This is a genomic window from Pseudoalteromonas sp. KS88 (assembly GCF_004766475.1).
Lineage (GTDB): Bacteria > Pseudomonadota > Gammaproteobacteria > Enterobacterales > Alteromonadaceae > Pseudoalteromonas.
This window is the reverse complement of record NZ_PYHV01000031.1, coordinates 100,425-122,433: the sequence shown is the minus strand read 5'-3', so window position 1 is coordinate 122,433 and position 22,009 is coordinate 100,425. Positions and strand designations below refer to the sequence as shown.

The following is a 22,009-nucleotide window of genomic DNA, read 5'->3' as shown; positions in this document are numbered from 1 at the left end:
ATTTTATTAATTTATCTTATCAATAACACTTTTTAATGCATAAACAATAGCTTGCGCTCTAACACTGGCTCTATCCCCAGTGAAAACTTGCTTGCTTGAATACTGTTTATCGGCAGTTTTGATACAAAACCAAACTAAACCAACTGGTTTATCCACACTACCACCACCTGGCCCAGCAACCCCCGAAATAGCGATCGCAATATCAGCATGTGTTGTCCTACAAGCTCCTTCAGCCATTTCCAAAACTACTTGCTCACTCACTGCACCAAAGTCAGATAATGTCTGCAAACTTACGCCCAGTAAATCGTGCTTAGCTTGATTGCTGTAAGTGACAAATGCACGGTCAAGATAGGCAGAGCTACCAGGGGTGTCTGTCAGTGCATAACTCACCCCACCACCCGTGCATGATTCAGCGGTAGTGATCCATAAGCATTTATCCGTTAAAATAACCCCTAATTGCGCAGCAAGTGTTTTAATCTCTTGATGTAACTCCATATTCAGCCTTTGGGTAAATACATGTCGTTTGATCTTTATGCACCACACACAATAAGTCAACAAACTCCGATGATGCAGCAGTATCTAAAAATAAAATCTGAACATCGTGATATTTTATTGTTTTACCGAATGGGTGATTTTTATGAATTGTTTTTCGATGACGCAAAACGAGCCGCACAGTTATTAGATATTTCACAAACACACCGCGGAAAAGCTGGGGGCGACCCAATTCCAATGGCGGGTGTGCCTTATCATGCTGTTGAGAACTATCTTGCGCGATTGGTGCAAATGGGCGAATCGGTCGCTATTTGTGAGCAAGTTGGTGACCCGGCAACCAGTAAAGGCCCTGTAGAACGTAAAGTGGTCCGTATTGTTACACCCGGCACCATTTCTGACGAAGCACTATTACAAGAACGCCAAGATAATTTACTAACCAGTGTATGGCAAAATAAGAAAGGTGTTTACGGCATCGCTTATTTAGACATCAACTCTGGTCGTTTTAACATTGTCGAGGTCAATACCGATGAAGCTTTTAGCTCTACATTACAACGCTTAGCACCAGCCGAATTGCTGTATAGCGAAGACTTTGCAAATCTACACCTCATAGAACATATTAAAGGTATTCGTCGTCGTCCTGAGTGGGAGTTCGATTTAGATACCGCGCAACATTTACTGTGTGACCAATTTGGTACTAAAGACCTCGTTGGTTTTGGGGTTGATAAAGCCAAATCAGCACTCGTTGCAGCGGGCTGCTTAATGCAATACGTTAAAGACACGCAACGGATTGCTCTTCCCCATATTCGTGCAATCACCCTTGAGCATAATGAGCACGCTGTTATTCTTGATGCTGCCACCCGTAAAAACTTAGAGCTGACAGTCAACTTATCTGGCGGCTATGAGAATACCCTTGCCCAGGTGCTTGATAAAACGGCAACAGCGATGGGGTCACGTTTATTAAAACGCCGTATTCATACACCGGTTCGCTCAAAACCAGAGCTCAATGCGCGCCTCAACGCAATAAGTGCAATTATGGATGCACAGTTATGTGGTGAATTACACGAGTCGCTTAAACAAATAGGCGATATAGAACGTGTTATAGCTCGTTTAGCATTATGGACAGCAAGACCACGCGATTTAACTCGCCTGCGCGGTGCGTTACAAGCATTAAGCCCATTACATGAATTGCTAAATGACGCTAGCGACCCTCGCATTGCACGCATTATTGCCGACTCCCCAGCCTTGCCTGAACTGCAAGATTTATTAGAGCGTGCTGTTATTGATAATCCACCGGTGCTTATTCGTGATGGTGGCGTAATTGCCCCAGGCTACAACAGTGAACTAGACGAATGGCGCGCATTGAGCCAAGGTGCCACTGATGTACTTGAGCAATTAGAACAGCGCGAACGTGAACGCACTGGTATTAGTACCCTCAAAATTGGCTATAACAAAGTACATGGTTTTTTTATAGAAGTAAGCCGAGCTAACTCGCATTTAGTGCCAGCAGATTATATTCGTCGTCAAACGCTTAAAAACAATGAACGCTATATAATTCCTGAGCTAAAAGAACATGAAGACAAAGTACTCGGCAGCCAATCAAAAGCACTTGCGCTGGAAAAGCAACTATACGAGCAACTGTTTGAATTCATTGCTCCACATATAGAGCAACTACAAATGATGGCTGGTGCATTGGCAGATTTAGATGTACTCAATAACCTTGCTGAGCGTGCTATTGCGCTTAATTATGCAAAGCCACAGCTTTGTGATAATGACGATATCAGCATCAAGCAAGGCCGTCACCCGGTGGTTGAACAAGTGATGAAAGACCCATTTATTGCTAATCCTGTTGAACTGAATGCCCAACGTAAAATGTTGATCATCACAGGGCCAAATATGGGCGGTAAATCAACCTATATGCGCCAAACAGCATTAATCGTACTAATGGCTCACATTGGCTCTTTTGTACCCGCAGACAGCGCAAACATTGGTAACATTGACCGTATATTCACCCGTATAGGTGCAAGCGACGATCTGGCCTCAGGCCGCTCAACCTTTATGGTTGAGATGACCGAAACGGCAACCATTTTAAATAATGCAACCGCACAATCATTGGTATTAATGGATGAAATTGGCCGTGGCACAAGTACTTACGATGGTCTTTCACTCGCGTACGCAACAGCTGATCACCTAGCATCAAAAATTGCAGCTAAAACATTGTTCGCAACACATTACTTTGAATTAACCGAACTGGCTGAGCAACAAGCAGGGCTGGTGAACGTTCACCTAGATGCGATTGAACACAATGATACAATTGCGTTTATGCACACCGTACTAGATGGAGCTGCAAGCAAAAGTTTTGGTTTACAAGTAGCAGCGCTGGCCGGTGTACCTAAAGCTGTTATTAAACAAGCAAAGCAAAAGCTAAAAATGCTTGAAAACCATCAACCTGTTACCGCTGATTTAAGTGCGCAGCAAGCATCATTATTTGAAAGTGAGCCAAGTGAGGTTGAAACGCAACTAGCTGATGTTGATTTAGATAACTTAAGCCCACGCCAAGCTCAAGATCTACTGTATAAATTAAAAGCGCTGCTTTAAAAATTAAACAAAAAAAGCTGAAGAGTAACCTCTTCAGCTATAAAATCTTGCTATGAGTATCGTTTTTTAAACGCTACGAAAACTGGTCAAATAAACTGTCTGTACTTAAGCCTTCATGCTGTAAAATATCTTTTAGTCGGCGTAATGCTTCTACCTGAATTTGTCTTACACGCTCACGTGTCAAACCAATTTCACGGCCAACATCTTCAAGTGTTGATGGCTCATAGCCTAACAACCCAAAACGACGTGCTAATACTTCACGTTGTTTAGGGTTTAGCTCACCTAACCAATCTACAATATGCTTATTGATGTCGTTATTCTGAACTTCACCTTCTGGGCTAAAACCTTTCTCATCGGCAATAATATCGAGTAGTGCTTTATCATTTTCGCCGCCAATAGGTGTATCAACCGATGTGATCTTTTCATTTAAACGTAGCATTTTAGTTACGTCTTCAACCGGTCTATCTAAGCATTCTGCAATTTCTTCTGCGGTTGGCTCGTGATCAAGCTTTTGAGTTAATTCACGCGCGGTGCGTAAATATACATTTAATTCTTTAACAACGTGGATAGGAAGGCGAATCGTGCGTGTTTGATTCATAATGGCGCGTTCAATAGTCTGGCGTATCCACCACGTGGCGTATGTTGAGAATCTAAAGCCACGCTCAGGATCAAATTTTTCAACAGCACGGATTAAACCTAAATTACCTTCTTCAATTAAATCAAGTAATGCGAGGCCACGATTATTATAACGGCGGGCAATTTTTACGACTAATCGTAGATTACTTTCAATCATGCGTTTGCGAGAAGCTTCACAGCCTTTTAACGCTTTGCGGGCAAAAAACACTTCTTCTTCAGCACTCAACAAGGGAGAAAAACCAATTTCACCTAAATATAATTGAGTGGCATCTAAGTTTTTGGTTACTTCCTCTTTCGCGAATATATCGTCTTCTTTATCAACTTCTTCTAATAACGATTCTGTTGCCTCTTTTACCGTTACATCATCAAATTTATCGTCAACTGCGGATTTCGTTTTTTTTGCGTTTGCTGTGTTACCCATTAGCGTACCCTCAAGCAAATAAGTGATTATTTAATCACTGATGTCTATACCCGATAGCTAAGGCAAATATTTTTGGGGATTAACGGCCTTTCCTCTATAACGGATTTCAAAACGTAATGCCGTAACATCAGAATCAGAGCTGCCAATCTCTGCTATTTTTTGCCCTGCTTTTACATGCTGTTTTTCTTTTACTAACAACTTCGAATTATGTGCGTAAGCACTTAGGTAATCATCATTATGTTTCAAAATGATTAAACTACCGTAACCACGAAGTGCACTTCCTGCATAAACAACGGTCCCTTGTGCTGCAGCGAAAACAGATGTACCTTTTTTGTTAGCTATTTGTAGTCCTTTATAGCCATTCTCCCTTGTAGAAAAACGTTGTGTTACTTTGCCTTTTGCAGGCCAAGACCAGCGTACCTTTTTGGGGTTCAAGCTACTAGAATTGCTAACTTTTTTACTACCTTGTTTTTGAACATACTCTCGTTGTTTTGGCTGATCAAGCTCTTTCTTTAATTTTTTGTTATTTTTTTGTATTTCTTTTGTAGACTTTTTACTCGGTTTCGTATATTTTTTACGCTTTTTACTTTTAGTTTGTACCTTTTTTAGGTTTACTGTTTGACCTGGGTGGATAATGTAAGGAGTTGGAATATCGTTGTTTTTTGCAAGGGTCCGAAAATCCTGTTGTGCGCTAAAGGCAATAGAATAAAGAGTGTCTCCTTTTTTTACTGTGTATTTATCGCCAACTATATTAATTCTGCCCGTGTAAGGCGCAACGCTCGTATCTAAACTACTCACTGGCGCTGGCGCTTGCCGCGAAGAACAACCGCTGAGCAAAACACTCATAAATAAAACAACATAGCCTATAAAGTATTTATTCACAGTGTTTTGCCCTCAATCCTTCAAACTGTCTCTTTTGACGGTTAACGCAATAAAAAGTAAGCGACAACCACTAAAGCGACTAATCCCCAGCCAAGTGCTTCAACATATTGACGTAATTTCTGTTCCATTTTCACTCCGCCCCATTTCATCAGTGCTGCCACTAAAAAGAAACGCGCTCCTCTGCCGACGGCTGATGCAAGCAAAAATGGTAAAAATGCCATGTGTAAAAGTCCTGCCCCTACAGTAAACACTTTATAGGGTATAGGTGAAAAACCTGCAATAAATACGACCCATACTCCATAATTTTTAAACCACTCTAATGCAACATTAAACTTATCCTGCCACCCCATTTGAGCAATAAAGGGTTCAACCACAGGTTCAAATAGCCAAAATCCAAGTAAGTAACCTAACACGCCACCAATAACTGAAGCGATAGTAGTGAAACTGGCAAAACGCCACGCTTTACTGGGCTGTGCAAGCGCCATAGGCGCTAACATAACATCAGGTGGAACTGGGAAAAAAACAGACTCAGCAAAGCTCATGCCCGCTAAATAACGCTCAGCATGACGGTGTTTCGCCCACACTAAAGCCATATCGTATAACTTAGTAAACAATTTCAAAGTGGTTTCCTATTCAATATCACCAGGGACAAGTGGAACGAATCTAACTGGTGCAATTACGTGTTGAGTAAATTTGTTATCTTTTCTAACAACCATAACAAGTTGTTGTTCTTTATTACCAATTGGGGCAATCATTACCCCACCATCAGCGAGTTGGTCAAGTAATGCTTGAGGAACCTCAGATGCCGCAGCAGTGACAATAATCCCCTCAAATGGCGCTTGAGACTGCCAGCCTTGCCAGCCATCACCATGCTTCATCGTAACGTTATATAAATCGAGATTATGTAAACGACGTTTAGCTTGCCACTGTAATGCTTTTATACGTTCAACAGAACACACTGTGGTGAACGTTTTAGCTAGTACAGCAGTTTGGTAGCCTGACCCCGTCCCAATTTCCAGTACTTTATCACGAACTCCTGCCAATCGCAGTAGCTCCGTCATTCGCGCAACAATGTAGGGTTGTGAAATCGTTTGCCCCTGACCAATCGGTAACGCTGTATTTTGATAGGCTTTGTGTTTAAGCACGTCATCAATAAACATATGGCGCGGTATTGTAGCAATTGCATTAAGCACCTGCTTATCTTCCACGCCTTCACGGGCCAGTAAATCAGCTAAAGCCTGTGCGCTGCGAGAATAGTTAGACAGCACCATTGATCTCCATCGTTTTCAGCCAGTCACCTACGGCTTGTAAGCTTTCTTTCGCTGTCATATCAACACTCAAAGGAGTAACAGACGCATACCCATTATTGATTGCATAAAAATCGGTGCCTGAACCTGCGTCACTTTCAGCACCCAACGTGCCGTACCAATAAATATCACGTCCCCATGGGTCCTGCTGTCTCGTCATGGTTTCTGCTTTATGGCGAGATCCTAAACGGGTCACTTGTACGCCTTTTAGTTCGCTCAAAGGCATATCAGGGACATTTATATTGATGATTTGATCTTTTGGCAATGGGTGAGAAGCCAACTCTTTAATAATACCCACAGCCACTGCAGCAGCAGTTTCAAAATGACCCCCTTCTTTAGAGCATAAAGATACAGCTACCGCAGGCAACCCTAAATGCCGCCCTTCTGTCGCCGCCGCCACTGTACCAGAGTACAAGGTATCATCACCTAAATTAGCCCCATGGTTGATACCCGCAACAACCAGATCTGGTTTTTCACTTAGTAGTTCATTAACACCTAAATGCACACAGTCAGTGGGCGTACCATTGACTGAAATAAATCCATTTTCAAGCGTTGTAGCACGTAATGGGTTCATTAAAGTAAGTGAGTTACTTGCCCCACTGCAATTACGATCCGGTGCTACTAAGGTCACCTCAGCAATTTGTGATAAGGCTTGATAAAGAACTGCAATCCCTTTGGCGTTAACGCCATCATCATTACTCAATAATATTTTCATTTAAGCATCCTTTTCTTTATGTACCCGAGGACTTGCATCAGTGTAATCCACCAGCTCACGAAGTAACGCTGTAGCAAACGTCCCTTTGGGTAATCCAAAACTTAGCTTAACAGTGCTATCGTCAATAGTTTCAACAGCTAAATCCTGCGGGATTAAACGCAGCATTCTGCGCTCATTCTTAAGCCCTAATTCACCGAGCCCGTCACACCACTCTTGGTAAGGTTCTAGCCATGTTTTTTCTTGTTCTGTTAAGCCTTTTTCGCTTTTTCCTACCATCGGTGCCGACATCATAATATCGCCAGAGGCAAGTCGTGCTATATTTTCATCGCTGATTGCATCTTCAAAAAACGCATTGCTGCCACTGAGCATAAACACCTCACGGTGCATTGTTTTAGCTAAACCGTGCTCAGCAACTCGCATATTAACAATTTGGTTAAACACATAGGAGCGTGCTGCAGAAATGATTAATCCCCGCAGTTTTTTATCGCGAATTCGTTCGCCGGCAAACATGCGCTTTGCCATATCAAGGTTATGACCATCGTGCCCAAAGCGTTGCTCACCAAAGTAATTAGGAACGCCTGCACGCACAGCGTTAATTCGGCATAAAATATCAAGTGGCTGCGTGACATTACGCAGTGTAATGGTAAATTTATTGCCTTTGTGGCAACCCGTTCGCAATTTACGGTTATGGCGCTGCTGCGAAACAATAAACACAGACTCACTGTTAAGCTCGGTAAAATCGATTTCTTTTTTAATTGGCACTGGCACACTAAACCATTGGCTGCATACACCGTGGCGATCTTTCATACCAGCATAGCTTACATCGCGCGGTGAAATGCCCGCTTTTTGCGCCAATAACTTAGCCACATATTGTGTGTTTTCGCCTTTTTTTACGACTTGCAAACACACGTGTTCACCACTGCCAGTAAATTCAATACCTAAGTCTTCATCCACCATAAAATCTTCGGCGGTGGTTTTAAAATCAGCCTGAGATAACGGTTTCCCGTATAAGTAATTTAAACCACTCATTGTGCTGCTTTACTCATGATCACTACGCTATGGCTTGAAATACCTTCTTTACGCCCTTCAAACCCTAGCTTTTCTGTGGTGGTTGCTTTTACATTTACTTGGCTAATATCGGCGTTTAAATCTGCCGCTAGGTTTTTACGCATAGCTTGAATATGTGGCAGCATTTTAGGTGCTTGAGCAACAATCGTTACATCAGCATTACCAAGTACATAGCCTTGCTGTTTAGCCAAATCAACTACATGACGTAATAGAATACGGCTATCGATATTTTCATATTCACTGGCCGTATCCGGAAAGTGTTTGCCAATATCACCCATTGCAAGCGAACCTAAAATGGCATCACATAATGCATGAATAGCAACATCACCATCGGAATGGGCTAAAAACCCTTGAGGATAATCAATCTTTTCCCCACAAATTGTTAATGGGCCTTCGCCGCCAAACTTATGAACATCAAAGCCATGGCCAATTCTAATCATGATGCGTTCTCGCTGTGTTGTTTTTGAAGTAAAAAGTGCGCTAAGTCTAAGTCTTCTGGCGTGGTTATTTTTATATTATCGCTACGCCCTGCAACCAATTTAACTGGTTTCTCGGCCCACTCAATGGCTGACGCCTCATCGGTAATGGCAACGTGTTGTGCCAATGCACCTGTTAAGGCTTCCGTTAAATCGGTGTACTTGAAAAGCTGGGGAGTTAATGCTTGCCATAAATCATCTCGCGGCACTGTTTGTTCGCTATGAGTGTGACCACGTTTAATGGTGTCTTTTACTTTAGCGGCAAGAATACCGCCCTCATCCGCATGCACACACTGCTCAATTAAATTAGTTATATCGCCAATATCAACTAAAGGTCTTGCGGCATCATGCACAAGCACCCAGTCAGGCGGCGAGTCAGCAAGTGCTAACAAACCACTTAAAACTGAATCGGCACGCTCTTTACCACCGCTGGCACGTATAACTCTGCTATCTATGGACGGTAATTGCGCATAAAAGGGGTCATCATCACTTACAGCAACCACAATATGAGTCAGCTGTGAAATCTCAGCAAGCTTTGTTAGCGTGTGCTCTAAAATAGTTTTACCCGCTAACGTTATATATTGTTTTGGCGCAGTATGTTGCATACGACTACCAACCCCTGCGGCGGGTACTACAGCAGCTATTGAATATTTATTGGTCATTATATTGTTGACCAGGTAGAACACGTATAAACGTTTCACCTGGTTTTATCATTCCTAATTCGTTACGAGCGCGTTCTTCTACACCTTCTTGGCCAAGCTTTAAATCTTCGATATCGGCCTTAAGTACTTTATTGCGCTTAATTAAATTGGCATTGGTTTCTTGATGAGAGTTTACAGCAGTTTTTAAGCGACTGTAATCTTGCACACCATTGTGGCCAAACCACAACTTATACTGAACAAATAGTGCCAAACACAGTAATAATAATTGAAACAGTCGCATGAAATACTCCTTGAATGTTGCTCTTCCAGTATAAAATTAAATGCACATAAATAAGGCTACTGGTCACTTTTTAATGAACACGGGGCGTTTTAAGTTTCGCCAATTAATATTACTCGCAAGCAGCATTTCTCTCAGTGACAAAATACGCGGTGTACTACGTTTAGAAAAACGCCACTGGTGGCCGCAACAAGCTGCCGTCATTGTTGCTTTTGAAGGTTTTAATAACAGCCCTACTTGCCCATCGAGAGGCTTACCTTGGTAATCAAACCAACCATGTTCATTACAATGAAGTTTATTGTCGCTTACTTGGTCGATGCTGTCTATTGCAACCCGTGACAGATTATCGTTAATAACTAATAACGGCACAATAAGGCCTAACTTGCTATTGAGGGAGTAAAAATCTGCAAGGTCATCTTGGGAAGGGGGCTTAGCTTTTTGCTTATCAAGCCAACTACCATTTTGCGGATCGAGTACAAAAGGTGACTCACCATTTACCACACGCGTAGCCGCGCGTTCTATGTAATAAGGTAAGCTTTTCAAAATTGCACGCAACCGTTGCTCATTTGGTTCCGTCACTAAGCGCGCAATCTCCCTTGCATAAAAGGCATTACACAGTTGGGCATAGAGCACACGCTGCGCGTCAGATTGCCAAATATCAACTTGTTGGTCAGGGTTACTCGCAGTCAACGCTTCTACTCAATACTCCTAGGTGTTTATTTTATAGCACAGTATTGACTGCTTTTTAAGCGCCTACGCGGGCTTATTGCCTAGCTTTGCGTCACCAGTTTCTAAAAATTGCACGACCGCATCACGCTTCTTGCCTAACAACAAACTACCATCAGCTAAAAACATAAAGTTTTGCCAATTACGTTTGAATACATCAAAACTAGTTTCAATGATGTTATCTCGCGCCATACAAAAGTACACCGTGGTATTTGCTTGCCAGTCGAGGTGAGCTAAAATTTCTTCAGGTGGTAATGCTTCACCCTCTTCCCAAGCATCTTCCCAACGAACGGTTTCAGTGAAAGTGTCTTCTTTGCCGCACCAATCAGTTTTATCAAAAAAATCAGGGTGATCATGCTCTCGGCTCACCATAGTGCTCCAAAGAACAGCCGCACGTTCATGGCTCATGGGTTTTATTAAAGCAAGGTCTTGCTCTGATACGGGGGCGTCTTGGTGGCGAAAAACCCACGCTTTTTTGTAATCATCTAACGGTATATAGTTCATAATATTGGCAAATTAGTTAGCATTAAAAGTGCAAGCGCAAATTATACAAGAGATCAAAACATGACTACAGCAATAAAAGCACTTCCCCTCAAATCAGGCATATACCAACACTACAAAGGCCCTAAATACAAAGTGTTTTATGTAGCAACTCACAGCGAAACGCAAGAACCACTCGTTATATACCAAGCATTATATGGTGAGCATGGCATGTGGGCACGGCCACTAAGCATGTTTTTAGAAACGGTAGAAAAAGACGGTAAAACTATCCCACGCTTTGCTTATCTTGGCGATGCCGAATAGTTATGGCATCATGTTTATAATCATTACTGCTCAGACCAGATAAGGTATTACCGTGCAATTTAATTCTACAGATAACTACATCGCAAGTAATTCGTTAAAACAAGCGGTTAATGCGGCTATTTTGCTTGAAAAACCTCTGCTAATAAAAGGCGAACCCGGCACAGGTAAAACCATGTTGGCCGAAGAGCTGGCTAAAAGTTTAGATACCACACTTATACAATGGCATATCAAATCGACCACCAAAGCACAGCAAGGCTTATACGAATATGACGCAGTATCACGCCTGCGTGATAGCCAGCTTGGTGATGAGCGTGTGCACGACATCGGCAATTACATTATTAAAGGTAAGCTCTGGCAAGCCTTTACCTACGGCGAGCAGAATAATAAACGCCCAGTATTATTGATTGATGAAATAGACAAAGCCGACATCGAATTCCCAAACGACCTATTGCTTGAGCTAGATAAAATGGAGTTTCATGTTTATGAAACTGGCGAGCGCGTTGTTGCTAAACAGCGCCCTATTGTGATCATCACCTCAAATAACGAAAAAGAACTGCCTGATGCCTTCTTACGCCGCTGCTTTTTCCATTATATTGATTTTCCATCGAGCGACGAAATGCAGCAGATTGTTGATGTCCATCACCCCGATGTAAAACAAGATTTAGTGCGCCAAGCACTGGAAGTGTTTTTTGGTCTACGTGAAGTCAACGGCATTAAGAAAAAACCATCTACCAGCGAACTACTCGATTGGCTTAAACTTTTAATGGCTGAGGATATCGATGCGAAAATCTTGCACGACAAAAGCCAAAAAGGTGGCCTAATGCCAATGTTTGGTGCGCTTTTAAAGAACGAGCAAGACATCAGCCTAATCGAAAAACTTGCCTTTATGAGCAGCCGTTAAGATGTTGATTGCGTTTTTCTTCAAATTGCGTGAATACCGCTTACCGGTCAGCATGCGTGAGCTGCTTGATTTAATCAATGCAATAAAAAAAGGTGCGGTATTTGCCGACATTGACGGTTTTTACTATTTAGCCCGTACCATTATGGTTAAAGACGAAACCCACTTTGACCGTTTTGATAAAGCCTTTGCTGATTACTTTAGTGGCGTTGCCGACCTCGACTTACTCGAAAGCTTAAAGCAGCAACATGACTTACCCAATGACTGGCTGCGCAAAGAGTTTGAAAAGCATTTAAGCGATGAAGAAAAAGCCCAACTCAACGCCATGGGCGGCCTTGATGAGCTAATGAAAACCCTGAAAGAGCGCCTAGAAGAGCAACAAAAACGCCATGCTGGCGGGAGTAAATGGGTTGGCACGGGTGGTACATCACCCTTTGGCGCGTATGGTTATAACCCCGAGGGCGTGCGCATAGGTCAAGACGGCAACCGCAACCGCCGCGCTGTCAAAGTGTGGGATAAACGCGAATACCGTAACTTAGACTCTGATCGTGAAATTGGCTCGCGCACCATTAAACTCGCCCTTAAAAAACTACGTAAATTTGCCCGCACTGGCGCAAGCGACACCCTTGATTTAAACGAAACCATTCGCGCGACTGCCAAACAAGGCGGCATGCTGGATGTAAAAATGGCACCAGAGCGCCACAACGCAGTTAAAGTGTTAATGCTGTTTGATATTGGCGGCTCAATGGATGATTACATTCACACCTGCGAAGAACTGTTCAGCGCTGCCCACAGCGAATTTAAACACTTAGAGTTTTATTACTTTCATAACTGTTTATACGAGCATGTTTGGCAGGATAACCAACGCCGCCATGCAAACGTTATCGACACCATGACGCTAATCAACAAATTCACCAGCGACTACAAAGTAATATTTGTCGGCGACGCCACCATGGGCCCGTATGAAATAGCTTACCCCGGCGGCTCTGTAGAGCACTACAACGAAGAGCCCGGCAGTGCTTGGTTAAACCGCATAACCAACCACTTTGATAAAGTTGCCTGGCTCAACCCACAACCGGTTGAACACTGGCGTTACTATCAATCAATTGATTTTATAAAACAGTTGATGGATAACCGCATGTACCCGCTGAGCTTGGATGGCATTAGTAATGCGATCAGGGAATTGAGCTGAGTTAAAGCGTGAATTAACCACAGCTCCGTATCTATTTAGAACACCCAAAAAAGAGGTAAAAGGCAAGCCATGATCTCATTTTTTAACCGTGGTGTCGGCGAATATGCTTTACTAAACCTGACTCGTTAAACTCTAATGAGACAATATTAGTTTTACTATATTCAATGGTTTTATCTAAGTGTACTGGCTTAACTTTACCCATTTCAGTCATTTTTATAAAAACAACATTAGCCCCTACCATAATTTCGTTTATCTCAATATCGCTATTTATAACTTCATCTTTTAGCTTACCAATCATATCTGAACGGAGTTTCGATTTATCAGTATACGTAAAATTGAATTTAACATGTTCATCGATGAAGTTATCAGATAGTAACGATATATAATGATCTATTTCTTTAGTGGTTGTATTTGGTTGTTGCCGAGCATTTTTGGCTGCTACAAATGCCTTTGCTTTTTCGATTAACTGATCTGCCGTGAAGTTGTTATTTGCAGAACTTGAAAAAGATAAAATAAGCGATATGAATATGAAAGTTAATTTTTTCACTGAACTCTCTTTGTCTGCTTAACACAACGTTAAGCAACTAGTTGAAGTTGGCTAAAATAAGTGAAAATGAACGCTTAGCCAAATTTAAGACGCCCATTCGCTTTGTCACCTTGTTAAGCCTCACTTGCTAACAAGTTCTTTAATGCTTTTTACAACCAAGTCACTGTCATAAATATGCAAGAAGTGTTTTTCTGACTCCGAATAGATAATTCGGCTATTTGTAGATAAACTTTTGAAGTAAGTCTCTGCATTAGCATATAGGGAGTCCATTGGCTTTGCGACTTCCTCAGGTACAAAAGGAGGATCATAGCGCTTTCCAGTCTGTTTAGAGCGTAAAACTATAATAGGTTTATCACCGAAATTCGCTGCATTAGATAAGATTGTGTAGCTTTTCATATGATCTACGTTTTCAGGAACGCTTTCAAACATTGGATCATAAACACTTTGCTCAAAATTATAAAAACGCTCCAATTTTTCATTATCCGTTTTAAAGTTTTTAGGCCACCTTGTACCCATAGTATAGAAGTAGCCTAAAGGAGGTGGATCGATTAGCACAGCCCCCATCACTTCTTGCGGATATAGGTTATTGAATGAATTTATGACATATGATGCGTATGAATGGCCTGCAAAATAATAAGGAGCTTTAACATCTGCAGCTTGTAATAAGTTGCGTAGCCTTCTGGAGATATCATTTACTGTAAATGGTACTGGACCGCTTTCACTTTTGCTAAGGCCAGCTCGATCATATAAACAAATACTGAATTCACTTTTTAGTTTTTCAATATTCTTTAACCAAATACCATCTGAACCAGAAAGACCGAAGCCCTGCTCAAGTATTAATTGAGGCTTGTCATTTTCGTAGCACTCAAGATACAACTTAAACCCACCAACGTCATATAACCCAGACTTTGTTGCTTGTAACTCCTGCTCTGTACCTAGTGCACCAAAGCTAATTAAAATTGAAAATAAACATAGTATTGATCTCATTTAGACTCCATTCTCTGCGTGAGGCTTAGCAAGCCTGTAGATTAACTCGTTTTAAATTTATTTTTATTGACGAATCAACCATAGCCGAGTTTCTATTTTGGTTCAATCTGTTATCGCTATCTTACATAAAATAGAAAAGAGGATTTGCGGTTGTTTTAGTGGATGTTTTAAAGGTGGTTATAGGTGACTAAGTGGCATATTTCGGCTGAAAAGGACTTCCCCCTTTTTTAATGCAGCCTGTTTGCAGCTTTTCTATATTCTGAACAAGGCAATACAGTTGCCGCAGAATGAAGTAAATGCATCCACTTTCGTGAGTCATTTCTTTAAAAGGCTTTTGATGTTTAAAGTCAAAATTTGACCCTATTGATTCAAATATTTTAAACAAGTGGCAGTAGGTACTTCTTGCTGTAGCTTAAAGCACTTTACTCATAAACAGACTGTAGGGGTCTAAAACATAATCACCAAACGGCTCACATTCTTTAAAACCAAAGCGAGTATATAGCCTTTGTGCGGGCAAAAACGCATCGGCGGTGCCGGTTTCTAGGCTTAGTGTTTTATACCCGCGCTGTGTTGCTTGTGCAATAATGTGGGTAAGTAATTTAGCGGCTATACCTTGGCGTAAATGAGCAGATGATGTGCGCATAGATTTAATCTCGCCATGAGTCGTATTGAGCGCTTTTAATGCCCCAACCCCTGCTAAATTATTGTCAATCCATAAACTATAGAACGTTATTTCCGGCGCTGCGAGCTTACTCACATCAAGGGCGTGTACGCTTTTTACTGGTGAATGCTGTAGCATATCATTATGGTGGCTTTGCAATAATGCAATAACATCTGGATGTGCAAGTTCGCCAGTTTTAATGTTCATTTATTCCTCTTTACTCGTTGTATTCCGGTTTTATTTATTACTTTTTAAGCGGCTAATTTCCAAACCAAAAACGCCAGTGCAAAACCAATCAGATAAACCAAACCAATCCAACTCAACGTTCGCACCAATTTAGAGTGTTGAATACTGGGCTCCGAGCGCACTAGGCTAAAGTTTAGCCATGCAAAAATGGGGGTGGTTATAAAGGCGAGTGTCATGGCAAAGGTAAGCATGGGGCCGAGGGCTGATTTAAAAAACAAGATCACCGCCATGCCAGCGAGTGATTGCAATATTAGCCAGATATTTAAGCTGTGTTTGCTTTGCTTAAAGCCAAGCAGTTTGTGCGATTCATTAAGGGTTCGAGCATAACCGTCGAGCACGGTTAAAGTAGTGCCAAACATACATAAAAACGCGATAACCGATACCAAGGGCCTTGCCCACTCACCAATTGTGAAGGCGTACATATCAATCAGTTGTTTAGCAAATGCTACGCCGCCTAATGCAATTTCATTGTTTTGCCCGTATTGCACTAACACGCCCAGTGAGAAAAACACCAGCGCTAACGCAGCGGTTAGCCAATAACCAACATTAAAGTCAAACAAGCCCTCCATACGTGTTACCGTTTGTTGGCTTTGCTTTTCTTTTAGCCACAATGAGCTGAGTGCTGAAATTTCAATCGGTGCGGGCATCCAGCCCATTAGCGCCACCATAAATCCCAGCATAGCAAGCTCATACGGCGACGGGCCAATATAATCAACAGGCGTCACTGTTCCATGATTAATAGCACCGCTGCTAACTGCAATAACAAGCGCTGTTACGGTAGCTAAGGTGAGTAGGCCCATAATCGCTTTAGCAACGTTATCAAGCGCTTTAAAATGGCCTAGCAATAAAATAACTAAACACACGGCTAATATTAACCAGCACAATAAGGTTACAGAGATACTCACAGGCAATGCATAGTGCAATAGGCTTGCTGTGAGTAATAACACGCCAGCGGTATTCACTATGGCGGCTATAATATTCAAACCAATAAAGCTGTAAAAAAACCACGGGCCTTTACTTTGGTAGCCTTCAACTAAGCTTTTTTTAGTGGCGAGCGTGTATTCAATACCAAAGCGGAAAAACGGATATTTTAGTACGTTCACCACCACTATGAGCCAAAAAAGCTGCCAGCCAAAAATAGCGCCAGCTTGTGTTGATGCAACAAGGTGAGAGCCACCAATTGCCGCCGTTGCCATTAATATGCCAGGGCCTAATGCGTTTAGACGAGTTTGCCAAGTTGATGTTGTTGAATGCATATCCATGCTTACATTTTATTTTTATTAATAAGCAAGTTACAACGTTTTACAGAGGATTGAAAGTGAGAAAGTAAGTAGAAGATTAAACGGTTCGCTAGATCCTAGTTACCTAGAACCTAGCGCCTTAAATATTAACGCAAGTCCATTTCTTGAACTTTTTCGTGAGCAATCTCAGGTGTGGTGCTCACTGGTTTTTCGTGTAGGTTCGCTTTGATTTGTCCTTTACGATGCTTTAGTGCCGCATCGAGTTTTTTAGCTGCGCTTGCAATAGCTGGGTATAGAACTTCGTTCTCACCTTTTACCGACATACGCGCGCCTTCGTAAATAGTGCTAATTTCTGCTTGGAGCTTATGATGCTCTTTTGAAAGAATGATATCTAGTGCGATCAGAGATGGAAAATGGCTCGCAATTTTTGAAAACTTTTCGTTGATGTGTTCTCTAATAGAGTCAGTAACGTCAACATGGTGACCAGAAAGATTAATTTTCATAGGGTATCCTTTTTTTTGTTACCTCAACTCTAGTATTGGGGGCTATTTAGATTTACACAAGCGCAAAACACAGAAATATGACATTTATTTGTTAGTAAAGCTGATTAAGATCAATTGGCGAGCATTAAATATGCAAAACCCCACGTGGTGCAGGGCTTTCAGCGGTATACTTATTTTAAGTGTACGAACAACAGTAATCAGCAAAATCAGCCACTTTTACTTGGAAAGTAACGTTCGCATCAACATTAAATGACTCACCTGCTGACATAGTTTTCCACTCGGTCTCACCCGGGAGCAAAACTTCCCACTGACCACCGTTAAGTTCCATTAGCTCTTTTTTACTAGTAGCAAACTCAAATTCACCCGCTTGCATAAAGCCTAATGTTTTGGTGCTGCCATCTGCAAAAATCACTGTACGGCTTGACACTTTACCGTCAAAATACACGTTTGCTGTTTTAACAACACTTACATTATCAAACTGAGACATCCTCACTCCTGTTTAGTGTTTTATAATTTATTAATGACCACAGTGCCTGATACACCCAAAGCTTGCAAGAGCAGTGAAGTGAAAAATGTTCATTTGGCTTCGAGCTTCGAGCTTCGAGCTTCGAGCTTCGAGCCAACATTGTAGGTCGTGCTTTAGCGCGTCAATAGGTTAAAAGGTTAATAAGTGAAAATAGAGATGGGGAAAACAAGGCGCGAACCCACATCTCTTTCTACAAAGTTGCTTTACTTACTCTTGATTTCAACTGATGAATCAAAAACTTTTTTATGGAACTCTTTTACAAGCCACATGAAAGTGGTTCTCGCATACTTCATAGCATCATCATCTACCTCGAAATCAGCTTTAGATTTGGGATGCATAAGAGTGTTTCTAACTCGATTAAGTTTCACAAAAGACTCCCAACCTGCATTATCAGACTTAGGCTCGATAGTTGTGTGAAGCATTTTATTCAATACATTAGCTGTTGCTAAAAGGTTCCTTGATAATGGGATATTAATTCTGCTTGTCGAGAAGTCGCCTTTATCGTTCAATTTGACTTCCTCGTCATCTAAAAATGCCTTCTCAATGGTTGTTAAACTTGGCATATTTACAAGCTTTGTTAACTTCAAACAGCACTGTTTGTATTGCCATATTGTTGCTTCAATAAATGCACACAATGAACGAACATACTGACGGCGATTAAACTGTGAGTCCTTGACTATAGTTAACCTATCTGATGATTCAACATCTTCGATGAAATATGAGACTGTTTCATACATTTTCACCATTATTTGATTATATTTTTTACTTTCTGGTTCCATCAATAATGTCTCGGTTATACCTAGAACACCAATACCCAGTGAGTACTGCAAACGACCACAATGGGTTGTTATAGGCCTGTGTATCCTTTTATATTAAACTGCAAAGCCGACAAGTAATCTGAAATTAATTTTGCAGCCTTGTATGAAGGGTCTTGCTCATCTACGAAGCTAAAAAAGCTTCGAAGTAGCTCAACACAACCATCAGAAGATAGGTAATTTAAGTCTTTTCGATATCTACCTAATTGTGTACTTTGATTGTGAACCCACCTTTTTCTTACTTTATTTAAATCATGCAGTTGTTTGTATAGCTCAATTTCTTCAATATTTTCAATATTCCAAAACTTCGTGGCAAGCGACGAGAACTTTTCTACTGGGCTTTGCTTAGACCATTTCTCAGCTTCAGATTTAGACTTTTTACCATGATAATAATCAAAGTAAAAAGCTTCTATTATCATTGCGGTAAAAACTTGAGAAACAATTGCTTGAGTTTTTGCGTCAAAACTTTCCTGAGCTAAGAGCTTACCTTCCGGTATCTTTCCATATTTTTCGTATACTAGATTTACGGTGTTGCAGTGTATTATGAATTGTTCTGTTACGACTTTTAGTAGTTCAGCAATTCCACTAGCTCGAACTTGAGTAAGCTTGCCTTCAATTGCTTCAATCATATCTCTGATACCTATAACATTTTTAGTACGCTAATCGTGGTATTTCTGCCATTTTACCGCTCACTTACTATTTTATATAGTTTTAACAAATTACCTAACACATTACTATCATTAAGTTTTTGCTCTGCTTAAAGCGAAGTCAAATAAGGTAATTTGGACACCATAAAATCGAGAGTGAAACACCAATAAAATCGGGGCTAAAACTCCCTCCTACGGTTTTTATTGGTACTGTGGCTCGGTTACTCTTGATCTGACGGATGATGACTGAAGCTGATGGCTTTGGAGACGCGCTAAAGCACGACCTACAAAGACAACGCGCGGAACAAGTTTCACGCCTACAAGATCTTACAAAGAATTAAAAAAGCACACTATAAAAATCGGGGCTTAAGCACCCTCCTACGATTTTACTTGGCACTGTGCTTGGGTTACTTTTTGATCTGACAGCTGACGGCTGAAAGCTTACAGCTCCACACAAAAAAACCCGCGCTGCGTAAACACAGTGCGGGCTTTTAAATTTAAACAACTAGCGCTTAAAACAATTCGTTAGCTTTGTTTACGATGTTTTCTACTGTGAAGCCAAAGTGTTCAAACAGCTCGTTAGCAGGGGCTGACTCACCAAAGGTGGTCATACCTACTACTGCGCCATTTAGGCCTACGTATTTATACCAGTAATCAGCAATACCCGCTTCTACTGCTACGCGGCGTGTAACGCTTGCTGGTAATACGCTTTCTTTGTATGCAGCATCTTGTGCATCAAATACATCGGTAGATGGCATTGATACAACACGTACTTTTTTACCTTGCTTGCGTAATTCAGTCGCTGAATCTTGTGCTAATTGCACCTCAGAGCCAGTTGCAATTAAAATAAGCTCAGGCTCACCATCACAGCTAAGTACGTAACCGCCTTTTTTCACATCGCTTAATTGCTGTGCTGAACGAGTTTGTTGAGCAAGCCCTTGGCGAGTAAAGATCAATGACGTTGGACCGTCTTTACGCTCAATGGCTTGTTGCCATGCAATTGCAGACTCAACTTGGTCACACGGACGCCAGTTAACTAGGTTAGGCGTTAAACGCATGCTCGCAATTTGCTCTACTGGTTGGTGGGTTGGGCCATCTTCACCTAATCCAATTGAATCATGGGTATAAACAAAAATGCTTGGCACTTTCATTAACGCAGCCATACGTACAGCATTACGCGCGTATTCCATAAACATTAAGAAGGTCGCACCGTAAGGGATAAAGCCTTTATGTAGTGCAATACCGTTCATAATTGCTGACATACCAAACTCACGCACACCGTAGTAGATGTAGTTACCGCTGGCATCATTGGCTTCAAGGCCTTTAGAACCTTTCCAAATTGTTAGGTTTGAACCTGCTAAATCAGCAGAGCCGCCCATAAACTCTGGTAATAGAGGACCAAATGCATTAAGTGCATCTTGTGATGCTTTACGTGATGCAGGGTTTGCTGGGTTTGCATCAAGTTGCTCAATGTACGCTTGTGATTTCTCGCTCCAATCAGCTGGTAACTCACCACTTGTACGACGTTTAAACTCTGCTGCTAGTTCAGGGTGTGCGGCTGCATATGCGGCAAACTTTTCATCCCAGCTCGCTTCAAGTTGCTTACCTTTTTCTTTGCCATCCCACTCGCTGTAAATGTCAGCTGGAATGTCAAATGCGTCGCCAGTCCAACCAAGGAACTCGCGCGCGGCTTTAATTTCGTCTTCACCCAGTGGCGCACCGTGACAGTCATGGCTACCTGATTTATTAGGTGAACCGTAACCAATTACTGTTTTACAGCAAATGAGTGTTGGCTTGTCTGTGATGCTGCGTGCTTCTTCGATTGCTGTGCGAATAGCGTCTGAATCATGGCCATCTACATCACTGATTACATGCCAACCGTACGCTTTAAAACGCGCTGGGGTATCATCACTGAACCAACCTTCGACTTCACCATCGATTGAAATACCGTTGTCATCCCAAAATGCCACTAACTTACCAAGGCCTAAAGTGCCAGCAAGCGAACATGCTTCGTGAGAAATACCTTCCATAAGGCAGCCATCGCCCAAGAACGTATATGTGAAGTGATCAACAATGTCGTGGCCTTCACGGTTAAACTGAGCCGCTAATGCTTTTTCAGCAATCGCCATACCGACTGCATTTGTGATCCCTTGACCAAGTGGGCCCGTAGTGGTTTCGATACCTGGTGCATAACCATATTCTGGATGACCCGGTGTTTTTGAATGCATTTGACGGAAGTTTTTAATTTCGTCAATTGGTAAATCATAACCACTTAAATGCAGTAGAGAATAAATAAGCATTGAACCGTGGCCGTTTGAGAGTATAAATCGATCTCTGTCTATCCACTCTGGATTTGTTGGATTATGATTTAGATAATCGCGCCATAGTACTTCTGCGATATCTGCCATGCCCATAGGGGCTCCAGGGTGGCCTGATTTGGCCTGTTGTACTGCGTCCATTGATAAGACGCGAATAGCATTTGCAAGTTCTTTGCGAGACGGCATGAATTCTCCTACCTTTACTGTATTTGCGCTGGTTGATTGTGTGTTTTACTAGAAACACCCATTCTTACTTATTCTAGGGGCAGTGTGCAATTAAAACCCCTAATAAATTAGACTAAAATGGAGGTTTATTAAGAACTAAAAGTTATTAGTAATTTTATTTAGACGTCTAGGCGTAAAATTA

25 protein-coding genes are annotated in these 22,009 nt (G+C 41.7%); 4 read left to right on the top strand and 21 right to left on the bottom strand.

Annotated features, from left to right (window positions below; all coding sequences use genetic code 11):
* Positions 1–6: 6 nt before the first annotated feature.
* Positions 7–495, bottom strand: a complete 489-nt coding sequence (locus tag C7Y70_RS18495) for a nicotinamide-nucleotide amidohydrolase family protein (protein ID WP_135476411.1) — start codon at positions 493–495, stop codon at positions 7–9.
* 21 nt (positions 496–516) lie between these two features.
* Between C7Y70_RS18495 and mutS the strand changes: the two genes are divergently transcribed.
* Complete coding sequence (mutS, locus tag C7Y70_RS18490; protein ID WP_135476409.1) at positions 517–3,087, top strand: DNA mismatch repair protein MutS; 2,571 nt, start codon at positions 517–519, stop codon at positions 3,085–3,087.
* Between the two features lie 73 nt (positions 3,088–3,160).
* On the opposite strand, the gene rpoS is transcribed toward mutS, so the two are convergent.
* The 11 genes from rpoS to C7Y70_RS18435 all read right to left on the bottom strand — a co-directional run bounded on the left by rpoS (position 3,161) and on the right by C7Y70_RS18435 (position 10,761).
* Positions 3,161–4,144: an RNA polymerase sigma factor RpoS gene (gene rpoS, locus C7Y70_RS18485; RefSeq protein WP_099294989.1), complete on the bottom strand. Its 984-nt coding sequence runs from the start codon at positions 4,142–4,144 to the stop codon at positions 3,161–3,163.
* A 57-nt stretch (positions 4,145–4,201) separates the two neighbouring features.
* Positions 4,202–5,026, bottom strand: a complete 825-nt coding sequence (locus C7Y70_RS18480; protein WP_135476406.1) for a peptidoglycan DD-metalloendopeptidase family protein — start codon at positions 5,024–5,026, stop codon at positions 4,202–4,204.
* 41 nt (positions 5,027–5,067) lie between these two features.
* Positions 5,068–5,646, bottom strand: coding sequence for a YqaA family protein (locus C7Y70_RS18475; RefSeq protein WP_099294991.1), 579 nt, complete (start codon positions 5,644–5,646; stop codon positions 5,068–5,070).
* A 9-nt stretch (positions 5,647–5,655) separates the two neighbouring features.
* Positions 5,656–6,294, bottom strand: coding sequence for a protein-L-isoaspartate(D-aspartate) O-methyltransferase (locus tag C7Y70_RS18470; protein ID WP_099295074.1), 639 nt, complete (start codon positions 6,292–6,294; stop codon positions 5,656–5,658).
* Positions 6,284–7,048, bottom strand: coding sequence for a 5'/3'-nucleotidase SurE (gene surE / locus C7Y70_RS18465; RefSeq protein ID WP_099294992.1), 765 nt, complete (start codon positions 7,046–7,048; stop codon positions 6,284–6,286). The genes C7Y70_RS18470 and surE overlap by 11 nt, the downstream gene beginning before the upstream one ends.
* Positions 7,049–8,077 (bottom strand): tRNA pseudouridine(13) synthase TruD, encoded by a 1,029-nt coding sequence (locus tag C7Y70_RS18460; protein WP_135476404.1) that lies wholly within the window; start codon positions 8,075–8,077, stop codon positions 7,049–7,051.
* Positions 8,074–8,556 (bottom strand): 2-C-methyl-D-erythritol 2,4-cyclodiphosphate synthase, encoded by a 483-nt coding sequence (gene ispF, locus C7Y70_RS18455; protein ID WP_135476402.1) that lies wholly within the window; start codon positions 8,554–8,556, stop codon positions 8,074–8,076. The genes C7Y70_RS18460 and ispF overlap by 4 nt, the downstream gene beginning before the upstream one ends.
* Entirely contained in the window at positions 8,553–9,254 is a 702-nt protein-coding gene (gene ispD, locus C7Y70_RS18450; protein WP_135476400.1) for a 2-C-methyl-D-erythritol 4-phosphate cytidylyltransferase, read from the bottom strand. The genes ispF and ispD overlap by 4 nt, the downstream gene beginning before the upstream one ends.
* Positions 9,244–9,534: a cell division protein FtsB gene (gene ftsB, locus C7Y70_RS18445; RefSeq protein ID WP_099294996.1), complete on the bottom strand. Its 291-nt coding sequence runs from the start codon at positions 9,532–9,534 to the stop codon at positions 9,244–9,246. The genes ispD and ftsB overlap by 11 nt, the downstream gene beginning before the upstream one ends.
* A 63-nt stretch (positions 9,535–9,597) precedes the next feature.
* Positions 9,598–10,221: a hypothetical protein gene (locus C7Y70_RS18440; protein WP_135476398.1), complete on the bottom strand. Its 624-nt coding sequence runs from the start codon at positions 10,219–10,221 to the stop codon at positions 9,598–9,600.
* A gap of 63 nt (positions 10,222–10,284) precedes the next feature.
* On the bottom strand, positions 10,285–10,761 hold the full coding sequence (locus C7Y70_RS18435; RefSeq protein ID WP_135476396.1) for a DUF2947 domain-containing protein: 477 nt from the start codon (positions 10,759–10,761) through the stop codon (positions 10,285–10,287).
* 60 nt (positions 10,762–10,821) lie between these two features.
* Between C7Y70_RS18435 and C7Y70_RS18430 the strand changes: the two genes are divergently transcribed.
* The 3 genes from C7Y70_RS18430 to C7Y70_RS18420 are packed head-to-tail and all read left to right on the top strand — an operon-like array spanning position 10,822 to position 13,151.
* Positions 10,822–11,061 (top strand): DUF1653 domain-containing protein, encoded by a 240-nt coding sequence (locus tag C7Y70_RS18430; RefSeq protein WP_099294999.1) that lies wholly within the window; start codon positions 10,822–10,824, stop codon positions 11,059–11,061.
* A gap of 52 nt (positions 11,062–11,113) precedes the next feature.
* Entirely contained in the window at positions 11,114–11,962 is an 849-nt protein-coding gene (locus C7Y70_RS18425) for a MoxR family ATPase (RefSeq protein ID WP_135476394.1), read from the top strand.
* Position 11,963: 1 nt separating this feature from the next.
* Positions 11,964–13,151, top strand: a complete 1,188-nt coding sequence (locus C7Y70_RS18420) for a VWA domain-containing protein (protein WP_135476392.1) — start codon at positions 11,964–11,966, stop codon at positions 13,149–13,151.
* Positions 13,152–13,233: 82 nt separating this feature from the next.
* Here the strand turns inward: C7Y70_RS18420 and C7Y70_RS18415 are convergent, their stop codons facing one another.
* The 9 genes from C7Y70_RS18415 to tkt form a co-directional block, all read right to left on the bottom strand.
* On the bottom strand, positions 13,234–13,698 hold the full coding sequence (locus tag C7Y70_RS18415; protein ID WP_135476390.1) for a nuclear transport factor 2 family protein: 465 nt from the start codon (positions 13,696–13,698) through the stop codon (positions 13,234–13,236).
* Between the two features lie 120 nt (positions 13,699–13,818).
* A complete protein-coding gene (locus C7Y70_RS18410; protein WP_135476388.1) occupies positions 13,819–14,685 on the bottom strand; it encodes an alpha/beta hydrolase in 867 nt (288 codons plus the stop codon).
* A gap of 412 nt (positions 14,686–15,097) precedes the next feature.
* Positions 15,098–15,553 carry a GNAT family N-acetyltransferase gene (locus C7Y70_RS18405; RefSeq protein WP_135476386.1) on the bottom strand — a complete coding sequence of 152 codons (456 nt, stop codon included), beginning with the start codon at positions 15,551–15,553 and terminating at the stop codon, positions 15,098–15,100.
* Positions 15,554–15,597: 44 nt separating this feature from the next.
* The gene (locus C7Y70_RS18400; protein ID WP_135476384.1) at positions 15,598–16,848 is read right to left on the bottom strand and encodes a divalent metal cation transporter; all 1,251 of its coding nucleotides are present in this window, start codon (positions 16,846–16,848) and stop codon (positions 15,598–15,600) included.
* 131 nt (positions 16,849–16,979) lie between these two features.
* Entirely contained in the window at positions 16,980–17,336 is a 357-nt protein-coding gene (gene raiA / locus C7Y70_RS18395) for a ribosome-associated translation inhibitor RaiA (RefSeq protein ID WP_099295005.1), read from the bottom strand.
* A 175-nt stretch (positions 17,337–17,511) separates the two neighbouring features.
* A complete protein-coding gene (locus C7Y70_RS18390) occupies positions 17,512–17,823 on the bottom strand; it encodes a pyrimidine/purine nucleoside phosphorylase (protein ID WP_135476383.1) in 312 nt (103 codons plus the stop codon).
* A gap of 242 nt (positions 17,824–18,065) precedes the next feature.
* Positions 18,066–18,692 carry a hypothetical protein gene (locus tag C7Y70_RS18385; RefSeq protein WP_135476381.1) on the bottom strand — a complete coding sequence of 209 codons (627 nt, stop codon included), beginning with the start codon at positions 18,690–18,692 and terminating at the stop codon, positions 18,066–18,068.
* Between the two features lie 17 nt (positions 18,693–18,709).
* Positions 18,710–19,306, bottom strand: a complete 597-nt coding sequence (locus tag C7Y70_RS18380) for a hypothetical protein (protein ID WP_135476379.1) — start codon at positions 19,304–19,306, stop codon at positions 18,710–18,712.
* Positions 19,307–19,836: 530 nt separating this feature from the next.
* Positions 19,837–21,828, bottom strand: a complete 1,992-nt coding sequence (tkt, locus tag C7Y70_RS18375) for a transketolase (protein ID WP_135476377.1) — start codon at positions 21,826–21,828, stop codon at positions 19,837–19,839.
* Between the last annotated feature and the right edge of the window lie 181 nt (positions 21,829–22,009).

What these genes read in the sequence shown, in the direction of transcription:
- C7Y70_RS18495 (WP_135476411.1), bottom strand. Translation starts at nt 495, where the DNA reads ATGGAGTTACATCAAGAGATTAAAACACTTGCTGCGCAATTAGGGGTT.
- mutS (WP_135476409.1), top strand. Translation starts at nt 517, where the DNA reads ATGTCGTTTGATCTTTATGCACCACACACAATAAGTCAACAAACTCCG.
- rpoS (WP_099294989.1), bottom strand. Translation starts at nt 4,144, where the DNA reads ATGGGTAACACAGCAAACGCAAAAAAAACGAAATCCGCAGTTGACGAT.
- surE (WP_099294992.1), bottom strand. Translation starts at nt 7,048, where the DNA reads ATGAAAATATTATTGAGTAATGATGATGGCGTTAACGCCAAAGGGATT.
- C7Y70_RS18460 (WP_135476404.1), bottom strand. Translation starts at nt 8,077, where the DNA reads ATGAGTGGTTTAAATTACTTATACGGGAAACCGTTATCTCAGGCTGAT.
- ispF (WP_135476402.1), bottom strand. Translation starts at nt 8,556, where the DNA reads ATGATTAGAATTGGCCATGGCTTTGATGTTCATAAGTTTGGCGGCGAA.
- ispD (WP_135476400.1), bottom strand. Translation starts at nt 9,254, where the DNA reads ATGACCAATAAATATTCAATAGCTGCTGTAGTACCCGCCGCAGGGGTT.
- ftsB (WP_099294996.1), bottom strand. Translation starts at nt 9,534, where the DNA reads ATGCGACTGTTTCAATTATTATTACTGTGTTTGGCACTATTTGTTCAG.
- C7Y70_RS18435 (WP_135476396.1), bottom strand. Translation starts at nt 10,761, where the DNA reads ATGAACTATATACCGTTAGATGATTACAAAAAAGCGTGGGTTTTTCGC.
- C7Y70_RS18430 (WP_099294999.1), top strand. Translation starts at nt 10,822, where the DNA reads ATGACTACAGCAATAAAAGCACTTCCCCTCAAATCAGGCATATACCAA.
- C7Y70_RS18420 (WP_135476392.1), top strand. Translation starts at nt 11,964, where the DNA reads ATGTTGATTGCGTTTTTCTTCAAATTGCGTGAATACCGCTTACCGGTC.
- C7Y70_RS18410 (WP_135476388.1), bottom strand. Translation starts at nt 14,685, where the DNA reads ATGAGATCAATACTATGTTTATTTTCAATTTTAATTAGCTTTGGTGCA.
- C7Y70_RS18405 (WP_135476386.1), bottom strand. Translation starts at nt 15,553, where the DNA reads ATGAACATTAAAACTGGCGAACTTGCACATCCAGATGTTATTGCATTA.
- C7Y70_RS18400 (WP_135476384.1), bottom strand. Translation starts at nt 16,848, where the DNA reads ATGCATTCAACAACATCAACTTGGCAAACTCGTCTAAACGCATTAGGC.
- raiA (WP_099295005.1), bottom strand. Translation starts at nt 17,336, where the DNA reads ATGAAAATTAATCTTTCTGGTCACCATGTTGACGTTACTGACTCTATT.
- C7Y70_RS18390 (WP_135476383.1), bottom strand. Translation starts at nt 17,823, where the DNA reads ATGTCTCAGTTTGATAATGTAAGTGTTGTTAAAACAGCAAACGTGTAT.
- C7Y70_RS18380 (WP_135476379.1), bottom strand. Translation starts at nt 19,306, where the DNA reads ATGATTGAAGCAATTGAAGGCAAGCTTACTCAAGTTCGAGCTAGTGGA.
- tkt (WP_135476377.1), bottom strand. Translation starts at nt 21,828, where the DNA reads ATGCCGTCTCGCAAAGAACTTGCAAATGCTATTCGCGTCTTATCAATG.